Here is a 16131-nt window from a genome sequence, read left to right as displayed (position 1 = left end):
ACTTTTCAGTACCCTGTCAGGTTACTTGAGAGTACCTAAAAAAAGTACCATTTTCATGACTTTTGAGTAACGACAAATAATCAGAATTTTTTTAATCTAGAGATAGTTCACCCCCTAAGTAAAAGGATTGATGATTATGTATAAATATTGGTTAAAGTACAGAGAAGACGTTGTTAGTCTTGCCAAAATTATCAGCACCATATTTGCGATCGCATCATTTTTAGGCTTCTCTTTTCCAGAGAAATTTCAACCTACTCCCTGCCAACCGACGGCAATTGTTGAAACCACGGAAGTTAGCACTAACAATTAGTCAAAGCGCCAAATTCGCCTAACCTAATCATAGCTTAGGCGACAAACAGGATCAGCAAGAGACTTCGATTTTTTACCTTGCTGATCTCTGTATTTCTTTGTTAACAAAACTTAACAATTATCGCCAAAATTTTGCTTGCTTTTGTCGGCAGATTTTGGGATAATATTTTTAAAGGATTTTATTCATAATGGAAATCTGTGGATTTAAAAAAATTTTGCACAGATTCCCATTATAAGAAAAGCATAGCGCAAGTCGCCGGCAAAGTCAAGTCCTTTCCCATTAATTATGGGTGGGAATTTCCCGGAATCAAAAAAGGGGGTTAGTGGTGAGTCAGACCAAATATAGGTTACACTTCATCTTTAATGGGAAACGCTGTCATTCCGTGTAGAGAATATGACTAGACAAACCGCTAATCTCGGACAAACAGGAATTGCCGTCAGTGCCTTGGGAATTGGGACTTGGGCATGGGGAGATAAATTCTTCTGGAACTATGGCAAGGAATACGGAGCTAGTCAGGTAGAGGAAGCCTTTAAAGCGGCAGTAGAGGCAGGAATCACCTTTTTTGACACTGCCGAAGTCTATGGACTGGGGGAATCGGAACGACTCTTAGGAAAATTTACCCAACAGACCGATATTCCCATCGATATTGCCAGCAAATTTGCCCCCGTACCGTGGCGATTGGGGGCGAATGCGGTGCATAATGCCATTACCGACAGCTTAAACCGTCTAAAAACCGATAAAATTGCCCTTTACCAAGTACATTGGCCCTTCACCTTCCTAATTAGCCAAGAAAACCTAATCAATGCCCTAGCGGAAGAAGTAAAACGCGGCCGAATTGGTTCCGTGGGTGTGAGTAATTATTCCGCCGAGCAAATGCGTCAAGCAAGCCAGATTTTGGCGAAAAAAGAGGTTCCCTTAGCGGTCAATCAGGTGCAGTATTCGCTTTTGTATCGCAAAATAGAAACTAAGGGAATTTTAGCCACGGCCAAGGAATTAGGTGTCACCATCCTCGCCTACAGCCCCCTCGCTCAAGGACTACTGACGGGTAAATATAGCCCAGAAAGCCAGAATTTGCCCGATGGAGCCAGAAAAGTTGACTCGCGGTTCAAAAAAGAAGGTTTGGAGAAAATAGCCCCAATTTTAAGGGTAATGCAAGAATTGGGCGTAAAATACCAAAAAACCCCCGCACAAGTCGCCCTCAATTGGTTAATCGCTCAAGGGGATGTAATTCCCATTCCGGGGGCCAAAACTGCGGCCCAGGCGATCGAAAATGCCGGGGCATTAGGATGGAGTTTAGAAGCGCAAGAGGTGACGCAATTAGAACAGATGAGCCGGCCTTGGCTGTAAAAATCAAAACTTTTGATTTTTGATCACCATTCTGGAAAAAGTCTCTAACTTTTTGGTGATCAAGATTAAAACAAGCTACAATCTTTAGATACTGCTGTACTATTTAAGAAAACTGGGGAGAAAATTAATGGCGACAATGACAAGTAATCCCGATCGAGATAAGGCCTTAGGTTTAGTCTTAAATCAAATCGAGCGCAACTTTGGCAAAGGTTCGATTATGCGTTTAGGAGATGCCACCCGGATGCGGGTGGAAACCGTGCCTAGTGGTGCTTTAACCCTAGATATGGCCTTGGGTGGCGGTTTACCGAAAGGCCGCATCGTCGAAATTTACGGGCCAGAAAGTTCCGGCAAAACCACCTTAGCCCTCCATGCGATCGCAGAAGTGCAGAAAGCTGGGGGAGTGGCGGCCTTTGTCGATGCGGAACACGCTTTAGATCCCACCTATTCGGAAGATTTAGGGGTAGATATCAATAATTTACTGGTGGCACAACCGGATACGGGGGAGGCAGCCTTAGAAATAGTTGACCAGTTAGTGCGTTCTTCGGCCGTGGATATCGTTGTCATCGACTCGGTGGCCGCTTTAGTGCCGCGGGCGGAAATTGAGGGGGAAATGGGGGATAATCAGGTGGGTTTACAGGCCCGTTTGATGAGTAAAGCCCTGCGAAAAATTGCCGGTAATATTGGTAAATCCGGTTGTGTGGTGATTTTCCTCAACCAACTGCGGCAAAAAATCGGTGTCACTTACGGCAATCCTGAAGTGACCACTGGGGGAACGGCCTTAAAATTTTATGCCTCGGTGCGTTTAGATATCCGTCGCATTCAAACTTTGAAAAAAGGCACGGAAGGAGAATACGGAATTCGGGCTAAAGTTAAGGTGGCTAAAAATAAAGTCGCGCCTCCTTTCCGGATTGCTGAATTTGATATTATCTTCGGTAAAGGCATTTCCCAAGTGGGTTGTATGCTGGATATTGCCGAACAAACTAACGTGGTTACTCGCAAAGGGGCATGGTATAGCTATAATGGCGAAAATATTGCCCAGGGTCGCGATAATGCGGTTAAATATCTCGAAGAAAAGCCAGAAGTAGCGGCAGAAATTGAGAAGTTATTGCGGGATAAATTAGACATGGGTTCAGTTCCTTTCCCCACGGAACCGGCCGATGAGGACGATGACGACGATCAGGAACCAGAAATCTAAAAGAAGAAGGTTTTAGGTTTTGGTTATCCCCCTATTTCGGGGGATTTTTTTCTCCAATTAGTCTTAGCAATTATAGGGTTTTCACAAGACTGTATTTAGGGTCTGCCTAAAAACTTTTTCAGCAAACCCTAATTGTTTAAATGGGTTGGGTGATTAGTATTTTTTTCTTAAACTTCACAGAAGGCTATGGATGGATATGAGTATAACTTTTGAAAATGCTATCGAACAAACTCAAGGTTTGCTAAGTCAAATCGAGTTTTTAGATGTCAATATAATCATTGAAAAAATCACCGATTTAATCTCAACAGAAAACGGAGCTAGAGGATTTTTCGTTACTTACTTGACTAGCGATTTACCCTATACGGAACATCCTAGTTTAGAGGTAATTACTGCTTTAAAAACTTCCCCGATAGTGGTGAATGAGTTATTAGTTAAAAATCTAGCTATGTCCACGGCCATGGTTATCTATCATCGCAGTCAAGGAGATGAAGAAAATGCTGGAGGTTCTGAGAAAGTCCAAGAAAAAACCAGTCAACTAATTAAGCAGTTATTATCGCCAGCCTTGGGAGAAAAACTACAACAATTAGCCACCAGTTTAAACAGAGGACAAGGAGAATATCAAGCCTTTCTAGAGCGCTGGGGATATGACGATTACCAACGTCAAGCGATCGCAGAAATTATTCAACCTTTTCTTTAGTATTGGGGCTGCTGAAAAAGTTTTCGGTATTCCTAGTCAACTTTTAGGAGGAAAACCCAAGCCGATGATGGGATTTGAACCCACGACCAATTGATTACGAATCAACTACTCTACCACTGAGCTACATCGGCACATTGCCAGTTCCCGATTATATCACAGACAATAGATACAGAGCTAGAAAATTTTTTTTATGAGCAAATCCCCTCGACTTGATCCCCAAAAATACGCGCGCTTGAAAGAGGAAGCGGCCAATCCCTACCGAGGGCTGCGGCAGTTTATCTATCTCGGTCTAGGGGCCTCTGGTTTTATTGGTGCGGTGGTTTTTCTGGCGCAATTAGCGGCAGCCCGGGACGTAGCCACCGCCTTACCCAATTTTGCCCTACAAATCGGTGTGGTGGCCCTGATGATTTGGTTATTTCGTCGGGAAAAAAAAACTGGCGGTTGAGGGAGTAGCCACCGATGGGCAAAACGGTCTCTTGCCCCAGAGAATAAAAGTTAACATTAACTGCAATCTTTCTGTGTTATGATCGAGGCGAGAGTCAAGATTAGTGTTCAAGTTCGTTTTCAGTATTAACTCGGTAAGTCTTTTACTTTAGTATTGTTCGGCTTCTCCCTGAATTTTGTGTCTCCACACCGTTTCGAGTATTGTTCGAGGATTCAAGTATTATGTCTATTTTTGTTGGTAATCTCTCTTACGAGATTTCCCAAGAAGATCTGGTCGATGTCTTTCAAGAGTACGGCAAGGTTAAGAGGGTTCATATTCCCGTTGACAAAGACACACAGCGCAAACGCGGTTTCGCCTTCGTGGAAATGGAAAATAAAGACCAGGAAGCCAAAGCGATTGAGGCACTAGATGGTGCTGACTGGATGGGGCGGTCAATTAAAGTTAACGAAGCCCGCGATCGTGAAGAGCGTGCGCCCTTCAATGGTGGTGGTGGTGGTGACAGAAAAAAACGCTATTAAGCTTTTTTTGTAAATAATTGTGGAAGGGTGGACAGGGTTCACCCTTTTTTTGTTGGCAATTACGATCGCTATTCCCCTCAAAACCAATAGAAATCTAAATGTCTGAGTCTCTCCAAAAGGTAACAAGTAAACTATAAAGGATATCGTCATCAGGTCTGATCGGCGATCGACTCCCGAATATATGGACAACAAAAACCCATGGAGACAACCTCTACCCTAGCTGATGGGCGTGAAGCACTTCAATGCCCCACTTTAGTTGAAGACGATCGCACCGGTATGAGTCCCGAAACCCTAAAACGGGCTTTTCTGGACAATCTATTTTATTTGCAAGGGGTTAACCGCACTAATGCTAGTCCCTACAATTACTATGTCGCCCTTGCCTACACCGTTCGCGATCGCCTGCTGCGTCGTTTTCTGAAATCCACCGACACCTACAAACAAGAAAAAGTTAAACTCGTCTGTTATTTCTCGGCCGAATTTCTCATGGGGCGGTATTTAGGTAATAATCTCGCTAATTTGGGTATTTATGACCTAATCAAAGAGACGATCGAGGAGTTAGGTCTTGATTTTGAGGAAATTATCGAACAGGAACCAGATCCCGGCCTCGGAAACGGCGGTTTAGGGCGTTTAGCGGCTTGTTTCCTTGATTCTCTTGCTTCCTTGGAAATTCCCGCCATCGGTTACGGTATCCGCTACGAATTTGGCATTTTCCATCAAATCATCCAAAACGGTTGGCAGGTGGAAATCCCCGATAACTGGCTACGCTTCGGCAATCCTTGGGAATTACCCCGTCCCGATGAAAGTGTGGAAGTAAAACTGGGGGGCCGGACGGAAATCTATCACGATGATAAGGGACAAGAACGGGTCCAGTGGCTGCCGGAACGTCGGGTTTTAGCCATTCCCCACGATACCCCCGTCCCGGGTTACAAAACCAACACGGTGAACGCTTTGCGTCTCTGGAAAGCAGAAGCGAGTGAATCGTTTAATTTTGAGGCTTTTAACGCTGGGTTATACGATCAATCCGTGGCTGAAAAAATGGACGCGGAAACCATTTCTAAAGTCCTTTATCCCAACGATAACACCCCCGCCGGTCGCGAATTACGTCTGGCCCAACAATACTTTTTTGTGGCCGCTTCCCTGCAAGATTTAATTCGCATTCACCTAAAAAGCCACAAAAATCTGCAAAATTTCCACGAAACCGCCGCTATTCAACTGAATGATACTCACCCCGCCATTGCGATCGCTGAGTTAATGCGTTTGTTAGTGGATGAAAACGGCTTAGAATGGTCAAAAGCTTGGACAATTACCCAAAAAACCTTCGCTTATACCAATCATACCCTATTGCCAGAAGCCCTAGAACGTTGGTCGGCGGATCTGATCGGCAAACTGCTGCCCCGACATCTAGAAATTATCTACCTGATCAATCACTTTTTCCTCGACGATGTGCGGACTTGGTTTCCCGATAACGAGGAATTATTGGGCAAATTGTCGATAGTTGAAGAAGCTGGTTGGGGTAATAAACAAATTCGCATGGCTAATTTAGCCTGTGTGGGTAGTCACTCGATTAACGGAGTCGCTGCCTTACACACCGAGTTACTGCAAAAAGACACCCTGAAAGAGTTTGCCATGCTCTGGCCGGAAAAATTCTACAATAAAACCAATGGTGTCACCCCGCGCCGGTGGATTTTATTGAGCAACCCCCAATTATCGGCACTATTTACCGAAAAAATCGGCGATAATTGGTTAAAAGACCTGAAGGAATTGCGAAAACTGGAACAATACCTTGATGATCCCGAATTTCGTCAGCGTTGGTATGAAATTAAACAGGCGAATAAGGCCGATTTAGCGGCTTATATGCTGAAAACCCGCAATATCGAGGTGGATGTTAATTCGATTTTCGATGTGCAGGTAAAACGGATTCACGAATACAAACGCCAACATCTGGCAGTTCTGCACATTATCGCCCTTTATAATCGCATTAAACAGAACCCTCAGATCGATATTGTGCCGCGCACTTTTATCTTTGGTGGTAAGGCAGCCCCCGGTTACTTTATGGCGAAGTTAATTATTAAGTTAACTAATGCTGTGGCTGAAATTGTCAATAAGGATCCTGATGTCCGAGGTCGTTTAAAAGTGGTTTTCCTGCCTAACTTTAACGTTTCTTTGGGTCAGCGCATCTATCCTTCGGCGGATCTTTCCGAACAGATTTCTACGGCGGGTAAGGAAGCTTCCGGAACCGGTAATATGAAGTTTGCCATGAATGGCTCCCTCACCATCGGGACTCTGGACGGCGCTAATATCGAAATTCGCGAGGAAGCGGGGGCAGAAAATTTCTTCCTTTTTGGCTTGACAGCAGAAGAAGTTTATGCTAAGAAGGCCCACGGTTATGAACCGATGAGCTATTACAAAAATAATCGCGAATTGAAGGGAGTGATCGATCGAATTAAGAGTGGTTATTTTAGCCATGGTGACACGGAATTATTCAGGCCGATCGTTGATTCTCTCCTCTACGATGACCAGTATATGCTTTTAGCTGATTATCAATCCTACTCTGATTGTCAGGAACAGGTAAGTGAAGCTTATCGCGATCGAGACAAGTGGACGCGGATGTCGATTCTTAACTCGGTTCGTATGGCCAAATTCTCTAGCGATCGCACAATCTGGGAATATTGTCAAGAGATTTGGAAAGTTAATCCGGTCAAGATTAGTTTAGAGGATTAAAAAACTCGGTCAAGTTCGGGTTTAGTCTTTGACTAGCCCGAATTTTGGGACCGTAGCCCCAAAAATGCTTGGTGAAAACGATGAAATTTATTATTTTTTGCCATCCAAAAACTGGCTCAACAATTTTGAGTTTTAGGGTGAATGATGGGGGGAGCTTTTTGATTATGAGGAAAAATACAAATGTCAGTGATAATTGAACAAAACCTAGGGGAAATTTTAGCCCAAATTAATCAAAAATTAGAGAATTTACAAAAAGATGTTACAGACATCAAAATTGAGTTAACAGAAGCTAAGGGGGAAAGACAGGTATTAAAGGTGGAGATTAATTCCCTACGAGGAGAAATCAATGCGGTTAGGGAAGATGTTAAGGCAATTAAAGGTTCACAACAGGCTCAAATTTGGACATTAATTGGTATTTTAATTACGGCGGTAGGAGGGTTTTTAGTGGCAGTGGGTAGGTTTGTTATTTCGGGTAATCCTTAATTGCAATACCGTCTAAACTATGATTATAATGATTGAATGATCGACTATGATTGGGTTGTTTTTAGACAATCTAATGTCTAAACTATGATTGAGAGTGATTGAATGATCGACTATGATTGGGTTGTTTTTAGACAATCTAATGTCTAAACTATGATTGAGAGTGATTGAATGATCGACTATGATTGGGTTATCTTTGACAATCATGAGTGTTTATTATATTATACGGTCGCTCTCTCAAAAAAAATCACAGTTTATCACACAATCACATCAATCACAGTACAGACAATGAATGAACAACGCGCCCAAGCTTATGTTAATTTAATTGAACAGTTGCTTGCTTGTACTGATGATGAGGAACCCAATTAAAATTAGGGAAAATAGCGATAAAAATCCCGTCGATGTAGAACACGCATCATTTCTACCTTATTTCCTTGTACTTCTATTCCGATACGATAGTCACCAACACGAATACGATAACGATTAGGATAACCCTTCATCGCCTTAATATTACTTAAAACCTCCAAATTGATAGCTAAGGGGAGTCTTTCAAAAGCAATATCGACGATTTGATCATATATAGGTTGTTTTTTCAACTTCTTTAAATCTTTTAAAAATAATTGGCGATACTCAACTTCCAAATTATTCCTCCAGATATTGTAATGCTGTTTGACGGTCTAATAAAGGGGTTGACATCGCTTCATCCATCGCTTGACTTAGACAATAATCTTCTAATCTATCCGATAACTCATCTAAGGCAATTTCCGCTTCAGGAAAGATTTGTTTCCACACTTTAATAGGGATAACAACCCCTGTTAGTTCACCATTTGTATCTCTCAGGTACTCAATTTCTAACATTTAACGCTTCGGATTATCATTAGTTTTATATCTCCCGGCATTTTGTGGGAAACTATACAATAATATACCAAATAATAACAAGTAGCGCCATAAATTCTGATGTATAATGATTTTTAAGGGTAGTTTGGGGTTGAAGGGTACGGTTATGGATGAAGCCAAATTACAAACTTATGTTAATTTAATTGAACAGGCGATCGCCGTCATTTCGATGGTGTGGAGTCTCTTTATGCTTTCTCTTCGCCAGACCAATTGATGGCCGACTTCAACTCTGACATTTTGAGGTGGAATTATGAACACGGTCGTTCTTGAAGTTCGCTCTTTGACTGACACCCTTGCCGATGCTGTTCAAGCGATGAAAACGGGTCGAGCAGAAAAAGAAGTTCGTATCAGTTTTGCTACCCCCGAACTTCTCTGGAAAGTTCTGACTGCCAAGCGGTGGGAACTCCTCAAAGCTATGTGCGGTGCTGGCCCCATTTCTATCCGTGAGGCGGCGAGGCGAGTCCATCGGGATGTTAAAGCAGTACATGGAGATATTACGGCACTTTTAAATGTCGGTATTCTGAGTCGTGTAGCAGATGGGAGCGTAGAGTTCCCGTTTGAAGCGATCAAGGTTGAATTCATGTTGCAATTTGATCGCTGGATTATTTGCGATCGCGAATAAAGAGGACACCTGAAGCAAAAGTAGTATTTAGGTAGAACCTGAAGGGAACGTCTGGTTGGTGATAGGGAAGGTCAATATAGCATTCGGGTTAACGATCAATGGCGAATTTGCTTTGTCTGGCAAAACGGTGATGCTCTAGACGTAGAAATCGTTGATTATCATTGAGGTAAAATAATGAATGAAGATAAACTAATGCCAATTCATCCCGGTGAGGTTCTTTTAGAGGAATTTATCAAGCCAATGAACCTTAGTCAGAATCAAATAGCTCTGGCTCTTGGAGTTCCCGAACAATGTATTAACGAAATCGTTCAAGGAAAGCGGTGTATCACGGCGGATATAGCTCTTCGGTTAGCTCGTTATTTTGATATGTCACCGGGATTTTGGCTGGGATTACAAATGGATTACGATCTGGACGTTGTTGAAGATGAAATAGGAGATCAATTGGACAAAGAAGTTGCTGTAATGACAGTTATTTGTGCAGAAAAGTAATTTGTTTGATATGTTCTAAGGCAGAAACTTGGAATATATCAAACAAATTTGGCAGCGACCCCCCTTGACAATCACGAATATTTATTGTATCACGTTAAATCATAAGGTTCGTCTCTCTCAAAAAAAATCACAGTTCATCACATAATCACATCAATCACAGTACAGACAATGATGGAAGACTATGCAACAGGGTTAGAAGAACAAAGAAATAATACTCCTGTTGCTTGGTTACGGGATATAAAGTATAGAATCTTGTTATGTAGAAGTCTAAAGCATGATCTATATGATTATTTAATTGACTGTCATTCTAGCCTGACCTATAATTATGGAAAGCTCAATCAGGAAAGTGAAAATGAGACAGGTACTTACAGCGAGAATTTTTCAAGAAGATAATTGGTTTGTTGCCCAATGTTTAGAGGTTGATGTTGCTAGTCAAGGGGAAACAGAAACCGAGGCGTTAAACAATCTGCAAGAGGCTTTAGAATTACATTTTGAACCGCCTTGTGCAACAGTTATTCCCCAATTACAGAAGATAGAGGTAGAAATCAATGCCGCTTAAGCCTTTATCTTATCGTGAGATTAAACGCAAGTTGGAAGCGGCAGGGTTTGAAGTTGTTAGTCAAAAGGGGAGTCATGTTAAGTTTGCCAAGGATACTCCCGAAGGAAAAATGACAACGATTGTTCCCTGTTATAAGGAGGTAACAATCGGTACAATTAGCAGTATTTTAAGGCAAGCGGGATTAAGGGTTGATGAGTTTGAGCGTTTATAGTTAATATCCTCTATAGCATTCTGTGTCATAATCGCCCTATATCAAGGGGACTCATCCTATCATAGAGTCATCCGCTAAAAAACATCATAGTCCCTCATTCAATCATTCTAATCACAGTACAGACAATGAATGAACAACGCGCCCAAGCATATATTAATTTAATAGAACAGTTGCTCGCTTGTACTGATGATGAGGAACTCAATAAGATTCTGCAAGCAAATCAGGAATTGATTGATCCCGAATTTTTGCAGGTGATGGAAAACTATGCAACATGGTTAGAACAACAAGGAAATAATAATCCTGCTGCTTGGTTACGGAATATGGCGCAACAGTTGAGGCAGTTTCTCACCCTTCGACTGGTCAATACTGGATTTAGGGCAAACGCATCTAAATTCTAGATTCCTTATCTAATAAGACTTTCAGCGTTTCAGAAAAAATCAACCATGATCTCGAAAACCCTTATCCAGCCTACCTTTCAAAAATAAGATGCGTTCCCCCTGATACTGGATTTAGGGAGATTGTATTTTTTGAAAAGCTATAATATAATTAATTATGATTATTCAGATAATATTGTTCAATGACTATGACCAAAACTAATCTTGCCAAAAATCTCAAAGAAGCTTACCGAGTTTGTAATCTTGATCCTCTAAGGGGTGAAGCTATGAAACGATATTATGTTGATTTATCAAAAGTTCGCAATACCAAAGCTATAGGTCAAGTTGATACAATTCTTGAATTTCAAGAACCTGAAAAATTTACAACAATTTTATTTACAGGTCATCGTGGCTGTGGAAAAAGCACAGAATTAAGGCGAATTCAGGAAAGATGGCAAGAGAAATATTTTATTGTTTATTTAGAAGCTGATCGGGAAATTGACATTGAAGATGCGCGTTATATAGACTTATATTTAGTATTAATTAAGCAAATTGAATATGAACTCAGACAACGAGGAATTAAGTTTGATGATGAACTTCTGAGTAATTTTGAAGCTTGGTTTAAAGATATCACAGAAGAAACAGAGGAAACCGTTGAGAAGTCTGTGAGTATGTCGGGAACTTTAGATGTTAGTTCCTCTCCCTTTCCTATTCCTTTTGTAGCTAAATTATTAGTGAAATTATTAGCACAAATTAAAGGGTCTGATAAACGTAAAAAAACAATTCGTCAAACCTTAGAACAAGATATTTCTCGCTTACAAGCTGATGTAAATTTTTTACTAGATGATGGGTTTAGAAAATTACAGCAAAAATTTCCTCAATATCAAGGATTTTTAGTAATATTCGACAATTTAGATCGAGTAACACCAGAAGTAGGTGATCATTTATTTTTCGATTATGCAGCACAGTTACAAGCCTTGGGATGCAATATTATTTATACTGTGCCAATTTCTACAATCTATTCAGCTAAAAAAGTCAATAATTTTTTCGATAACTCTAATATTGTCCCGATGATCAATATCTACAATTTACAAAGAAATAAGCCCGATTTAGACTATCAAGAAGAAGCCTTAAAAGCTGTTGCTAAATTAATTGAAGTTAGGGTTAATGTTCAGGATATTTTTGCTAATTACGATGATTTATTAAGTTTAGCCAAAGCTAGTGGCGGTCATGTTAGACAACTAATGCAAATGATGAGAACTGCTATTACTTCAGCAAATGCAAAAGGCGGCTCTAAAATTGATAGTGAAGACGTACAAACTGCCATTAAACAAGTACAATTTGATTTTGAAAGAGTCATTCCTGATGAGCATTATACTCATTTAGTAAATGTCTATTTAAACAAGGAAATTAATAACAATCAAATTGGACAACTTATGTTATTTAATACTTCTGCCTTAGAATATAATGGTAATGATAGATGGAACTATATCAATCCAGTTGTTGAATCTATTCAAGCTTTTAAAAAGGTATTAGAAAATGTTAGAAACTAAATCTTTCTCTATTTCTAATCGTCTATTTTTAGCAAAAAATCAGCAGAGATTAGCTGAGTTACTGACTTTTATTGATTTTGCGGAAGGATTAACTATTGGCTTTATTGAAGTTAACCGCAATGAGGAAGCTAACTGGATAGTTGAGAGTTTAATGAATAATTCTCAATGTCAAAATATACAATTTATTGTTTTAAATATAGATGATTCTCAGGTGCGTTTTTTATTAGATGAAATTTTAAACTATTTATCTAAAAATCCCCCTTTAGAAGATAAAAAGCAAGTGTTAATTATCAAAGGATTAGAAAATTCTATCGGATTTAAGGATTATCCCCCTATTTTACAAAATCTCAATTTTGTTAGAGACGCTTTTACTTATGATGTTCCTTATCCCATATTATTTTGTTTACAAAACGATACTATTACTAGATTTGCTAGATTTGCCCCTGATTTTTGGGCTTGGAAATCAGGTATTTTTAAGTTTGAATCTCTACCAGAAGAAAAAAATATTGATCGTCAATTTGTGAATTTTGCTCGGGTTCTTGAACGAGATGGAGTATCAGAAACTCAAGCAAGAATTGATCTATTAACTAGATTATTTGCAGAGTATTCAGCAGAAAAAAATATATCTATGATGATAACAACTTTACAGCAATTAGGGGTTGCTTATTACCGTAGAGGAGAGTTACAAAAAGCGGAAGAATCTTTGCTAGAAGCTTGGAATTTAAGTAATCAAATAACATCATTAGAACCGACAAAAGTAGCCACTCTTGAGACCTTGGGTTATGTATATAAGAAATTAAAGAAATATGAGGAAGCAGAAACAATTTATCAACAGGTTTTGAATGTTTATTCTGAGCAAAATTTTTCTCAAAAATGGGCTAAAATTCAAAATAGTTTAGGTAATGTTTATCTTGACAAGAATCAAGGCAGTAAAGCTGATAATTTAGAAAGGGCGATCTCTTGTTTTAATTCTGCTTTAGAAGTATATACCCGTGATAGCTTTCCTTCTGAATGGGCAATGACACAAAATAATCTGGGCAATGCTTATAGTAATCGCATCAGAGGGAAAAGAGCGGATAATTTAGAGTTAGCTATTGTTGCTTATAACCTGTCATTAGAAGTATATACCCGTGATAGCTTTCCTGAACAATGGGCAATGACACAAAATAATCTGGGCAATGCTTATAGTGATCGTATCAGAGGGGAAAGGGCAGAAAATTTAGAGTTAGCTATTGTTGCTTATAACCTGTCATTAGAAGTATATACTCGTGATAGCTTTCCTTCTGAATGGGCAATGACACAAAATAATCTGGGCAATGCTTATAGTGATCGTATCAGAGGGGAAAAGGCAGAAAATTTAGAGTTAGCTATTGTTGCTTATAACCTGTCATTAGAAGTATATACCCGTGATAGCTTTCATTATGAATGGGCAGGAACACAAAATAATCTGGGGAATGCTTATAATAAGCGCATCAGAGGGGAAAGAGCGGATAATTTAGAGTTAGCTATTGCAGCTTATAACCTGTCATTAGAAGTATATACCCGTGATAGCTTTCCTTATGAATGGGCAATGACACAAAATAATCTGGGCAATGCTTATAGTGATCGTATCAGAGGGGAAAGGGCAGAAAATTTAGAGTTAGCTATTGTTGCTTATAACCTGTCATTAGAAGTATATACCCGCGATATCTTTCCTTATGAATGGGCAATGACACAAAATAATCTGGGCAATGCTTATAGTGATCGTATCAGAGGGGAAAAGGCAGAAAATTTAGAGTTAGCTATTTTTGCTTTAAACCAGTCTTTAGAAGTAATAACCCCGACTGCTTATCCCATAGATTGTTTACAAACAGGACGAAACTTAGGGAATGCTGCTAACCTAATCGAAGACTGGGAAACCGCTATCAAAGGCTACAATTTAGCCATCGAAGCGTCAGAAATCATCCTACTAGAAGCATTAAACCCCCAACAACAACAAGAAATCCTCTCAGCCGCTATAGACCTTTATTATGGTATAGTTCAATTCTATCTCAACCTCAATAAACCAGATCGCGCTTTAGAATACGTTGAACGTAGCAAAACTCGCTATCTAGTCCAATTGCTTACGGAACGAGATATCTATCCTAAAGGTAATATCCCCCAAATAATTATTACCGAATTAGATCGCCTCCGTCGTGCCATTATTGGCGAAGAACAACGGTTAGCCATCCAAGAACAAACCCGCAATAGGGGAGAAATTTTACCCCTAGATCAACAAAGACAACCCATCTTAAATGACTATACTCACCTCAATCAATTAAAACAAGAATTAAATCAACTCATTGACCGAGAAATCACCCCCATAGATCCCACTTTTAGCTTAACTCAAAAGGTTGAAAGCATTCCTCTAAGTGAGATTCAATCCTTGATTGATCAAGATACTGCTATTTTAGAATGGTATATTGCAGGGAATAGCATTATGGCGTTTATTGTTACTAATGAGGGTTTGATCCCCCCTAACCCCCCTTCAAAAGGGGGGGATTTTGATAGTGAGGTAAAAGGGGTTAAAGTTTGGCAATCTTCAGCAGAAGATCGAGGAAAATTGATTAATTTTATTAAAGATTATCGTGATGCTTATGAAAATAATAAAACCGCGTGGATCAATAATCTTAATGATTGTTTAAATCAACTATCAGAAATTCTCCAGATTGATGAACTTTTAGAACTGATTCCTAAATCCTGCTCTCGTCTAATCCTAATTCCTCATTGGTTTTTACATATTATTACCCTTCATTGTTTACCCCTAAAAGATGGACAATTTCTCTATCAACGCTTTTCTAATGGTGTAGGATACGTTCCCAGTTGCCAACTTTTAAAACTGGTAAAATTATCACAGCGAGAAAACTTTACTCGTCTTTTTGCTATTAAAAATCCCACCAGAAAAGACCTAAAACCACTCTTAGGAGCAAATCTAGAAATCGAGAGAATTAGTCAAGGATTTGCCACTGAAAAAACCATTATTATTGGGGAATTAGAAGCATCAGAACAAACTCTAGAAAACCGTCGTCAAGAGTTACAAGCATCTCATTGTATTCATTTTTCCTGTCATGGTAAATTTAATAATGAATCCCCTAGAGATTCCGCTTTAATGTTGGCAGATCCAGACGGTAACTTAGGAGAATTAGCTAACCTAACCCTAGCAGAAGTATTTGAAAAATTTGACTTAAGAGAATGTCGTTTAGTCACTTTTTCTGCTTGTGAAAGTGGTATAATCGAAAGTAAAGCCGATAGTATTAGTGATGAATATGTGGGTTTACCCAGTGGTTTTCTATTTGCAGGTAGTTCTAGTGTTGTTAGTACCCTTTGGACAGTAGATACCCTAGCAACAACCTTATTTATGACTAAATTTTATCACGATCTTAAACGGATTTCTATCCAAGATCAAGGAAGTATTGCTATTGTTTTAAATAATACACAAACATGGTTAAGAACATTGAACAGTAAAAAATTAACCAGAATTAAAAATAGTCAAAAATTCCAGCAATTACTCGATCGAGTTTTTGAGAGTAAACGGGATAGAAGAAAATTCCAAGACTTATTAGAAGCTGCGGTTAAACGTCAACCCTATCCCTTTGCTAATCCCTATTATTGGACTGCATTTATCGCTACAGGGGTTTAATCTATTGTTCCTTGAGAATACAATTAAGTTGAGGTATTCTCCCCCCTTTTTAAGC

At 39.6% G+C, this 16131-nt stretch carries 18 protein-coding genes, 1 tRNA gene and 1 pseudogene; 17 read left to right on the top strand and 3 right to left on the bottom strand.

Annotation, left to right across the window (positions count from 1 at the left end; genetic code table 11):
* Nucleotides 1–136 precede the first annotated feature (136 nt).
* The 5 genes from ACE3JL_RS01310 (at nucleotide 137) to ACE3JL_RS01290 (ending at nucleotide 3643) form a co-directional block, all read left to right on the top strand.
* Complete coding sequence (locus tag ACE3JL_RS01310; RefSeq protein WP_002748305.1) at nucleotides 137–310, top strand: hypothetical protein; 174 nt, start codon at nucleotides 137–139, stop codon at nucleotides 308–310.
* A 393-nt stretch (nucleotides 311–703) separates the two neighbouring features.
* On the top strand, nucleotides 704–1657 hold the full coding sequence (locus ACE3JL_RS01305) for an aldo/keto reductase (RefSeq protein ID WP_375328671.1): 954 nt from the start codon (nucleotides 704–706) through the stop codon (nucleotides 1655–1657).
* Between the two features lie 127 nt (nucleotides 1658–1784).
* On the top strand, nucleotides 1785–2852 hold the full coding sequence (gene recA / locus ACE3JL_RS01300; protein ID WP_002766357.1) for a recombinase RecA: 1068 nt from the start codon (nucleotides 1785–1787) through the stop codon (nucleotides 2850–2852).
* A 196-nt stretch (nucleotides 2853–3048) separates the two neighbouring features.
* Nucleotides 3049–3549: a hypothetical protein gene (locus ACE3JL_RS01295; RefSeq protein WP_271988055.1), complete on the top strand. Its 501-nt coding sequence runs from the start codon at nucleotides 3049–3051 to the stop codon at nucleotides 3547–3549.
* Nucleotides 3497–3643 carry a hypothetical protein gene (locus ACE3JL_RS01290; protein ID WP_375329659.1) on the top strand — a complete coding sequence of 49 codons (147 nt, stop codon included), beginning with the start codon at nucleotides 3497–3499 and terminating at the stop codon, nucleotides 3641–3643. Before ACE3JL_RS01295 ends, ACE3JL_RS01290 begins: the two co-directional genes overlap by 53 nt.
* On the opposite strand, the gene ACE3JL_RS01285 is transcribed toward ACE3JL_RS01290, so the two are convergent.
* Nucleotides 3609–3680 (bottom strand) — tRNA-Thr (locus ACE3JL_RS01285). The two genes, ACE3JL_RS01290 and ACE3JL_RS01285, sit on opposite strands and share 35 nt — an antisense overlap.
* Before the next feature lie 59 nt (nucleotides 3681–3739).
* On the opposite strand from ACE3JL_RS01285, the gene ACE3JL_RS01280 reads away from it, so the two are divergent.
* The 4 genes from ACE3JL_RS01280 (at nucleotide 3740) to ACE3JL_RS01265 (ending at nucleotide 7716) form a co-directional block, all read left to right on the top strand.
* Nucleotides 3740–3994, top strand: coding sequence for a DUF3493 domain-containing protein (locus ACE3JL_RS01280; protein ID WP_271988053.1), 255 nt, complete (start codon nucleotides 3740–3742; stop codon nucleotides 3992–3994).
* 221 nt (nucleotides 3995–4215) lie between these two features.
* Nucleotides 4216–4512, top strand: coding sequence for an RNA-binding protein (locus ACE3JL_RS01275; RefSeq protein WP_271988050.1), 297 nt, complete (start codon nucleotides 4216–4218; stop codon nucleotides 4510–4512).
* Between the two features lie 198 nt (nucleotides 4513–4710).
* Nucleotides 4711–7233, top strand: a complete 2523-nt coding sequence (locus tag ACE3JL_RS01270; protein ID WP_375328670.1) for a glycogen/starch/alpha-glucan phosphorylase — start codon at nucleotides 4711–4713, stop codon at nucleotides 7231–7233.
* Nucleotides 7234–7413: 180 nt separating this feature from the next.
* The gene (locus ACE3JL_RS01265) at nucleotides 7414–7716 is read left to right on the top strand and encodes a hypothetical protein (protein WP_185239991.1); all 303 of its coding nucleotides are present in this window, start codon (nucleotides 7414–7416) and stop codon (nucleotides 7714–7716) included.
* Nucleotides 7717–8084: 368 nt separating this feature from the next.
* On the opposite strand, the gene ACE3JL_RS01260 is transcribed toward ACE3JL_RS01265, so the two are convergent.
* Nucleotides 8085–8354 carry a type II toxin-antitoxin system RelE/ParE family toxin gene (locus ACE3JL_RS01260; protein WP_052277430.1) on the bottom strand — a complete coding sequence of 90 codons (270 nt, stop codon included), beginning with the start codon at nucleotides 8352–8354 and terminating at the stop codon, nucleotides 8085–8087.
* Nucleotide 8355: 1 nt separating this feature from the next.
* Nucleotides 8356–8571 (bottom strand): hypothetical protein, encoded by a 216-nt coding sequence (locus tag ACE3JL_RS01255; protein ID WP_002786275.1) that lies wholly within the window; start codon nucleotides 8569–8571, stop codon nucleotides 8356–8358.
* 319 nt (nucleotides 8572–8890) lie between these two features.
* On the opposite strand from ACE3JL_RS01255, the gene ACE3JL_RS01250 reads away from it, so the two are divergent.
* The 8 genes and pseudogenes from ACE3JL_RS01250 to ACE3JL_RS01215 all read left to right on the top strand — a co-directional run bounded on the left by ACE3JL_RS01250 (nucleotide 8891) and on the right by ACE3JL_RS01215 (nucleotide 16076).
* A complete protein-coding gene (locus ACE3JL_RS01250; protein ID WP_375328669.1) occupies nucleotides 8891–9232 on the top strand; it encodes a DNA-binding protein in 342 nt (113 codons plus the stop codon).
* Nucleotides 9233–9277: 45 nt separating this feature from the next.
* Nucleotides 9278–9397: pseudogene (locus ACE3JL_RS01245) on the top strand (type II toxin-antitoxin system RelE/ParE family toxin); the annotation flags it as partial.
* Nucleotides 9398–9406: 9 nt separating this feature from the next.
* Nucleotides 9407–9721, top strand: coding sequence for a HigA family addiction module antitoxin (locus ACE3JL_RS01240; RefSeq protein ID WP_271988040.1), 315 nt, complete (start codon nucleotides 9407–9409; stop codon nucleotides 9719–9721).
* A 352-nt stretch (nucleotides 9722–10073) separates the two neighbouring features.
* Nucleotides 10074–10280: a type II toxin-antitoxin system HicB family antitoxin gene (locus ACE3JL_RS01235; RefSeq protein ID WP_002798743.1), complete on the top strand. Its 207-nt coding sequence runs from the start codon at nucleotides 10074–10076 to the stop codon at nucleotides 10278–10280.
* The gene (locus ACE3JL_RS01230; RefSeq protein ID WP_002790990.1) at nucleotides 10270–10491 is read left to right on the top strand and encodes a type II toxin-antitoxin system HicA family toxin; all 222 of its coding nucleotides are present in this window, start codon (nucleotides 10270–10272) and stop codon (nucleotides 10489–10491) included. Before ACE3JL_RS01235 ends, ACE3JL_RS01230 begins: the two co-directional genes overlap by 11 nt.
* A 125-nt stretch (nucleotides 10492–10616) precedes the next feature.
* Nucleotides 10617–10889 carry a hypothetical protein gene (locus ACE3JL_RS01225; protein WP_375328668.1) on the top strand — a complete coding sequence of 91 codons (273 nt, stop codon included), beginning with the start codon at nucleotides 10617–10619 and terminating at the stop codon, nucleotides 10887–10889.
* A gap of 179 nt (nucleotides 10890–11068) precedes the next feature.
* Nucleotides 11069–12418, top strand: a complete 1350-nt coding sequence (locus ACE3JL_RS01220) for an AAA family ATPase (RefSeq protein ID WP_103112652.1) — start codon at nucleotides 11069–11071, stop codon at nucleotides 12416–12418.
* Nucleotides 12405–16076 carry a CHAT domain-containing protein gene (locus tag ACE3JL_RS01215; RefSeq protein WP_375328667.1) on the top strand — a complete coding sequence of 1224 codons (3672 nt, stop codon included), beginning with the start codon at nucleotides 12405–12407 and terminating at the stop codon, nucleotides 16074–16076. The genes ACE3JL_RS01220 and ACE3JL_RS01215 overlap by 14 nt, the downstream gene beginning before the upstream one ends.
* Nucleotides 16077–16131 lie beyond the last annotated feature (55 nt).

It is taken from the genome of Microcystis sp. BLCC-F210 (genome assembly GCF_042134685.1).
GTDB classification, from domain to species: Bacteria; Cyanobacteriota; Cyanobacteriia; order Cyanobacteriales; family Microcystaceae; genus Microcystis; species Microcystis aeruginosa_D.
The sequence above is the reverse complement of the archived record's forward strand: the minus strand, read 5'-3'. Positions and strand labels throughout refer to the sequence as shown.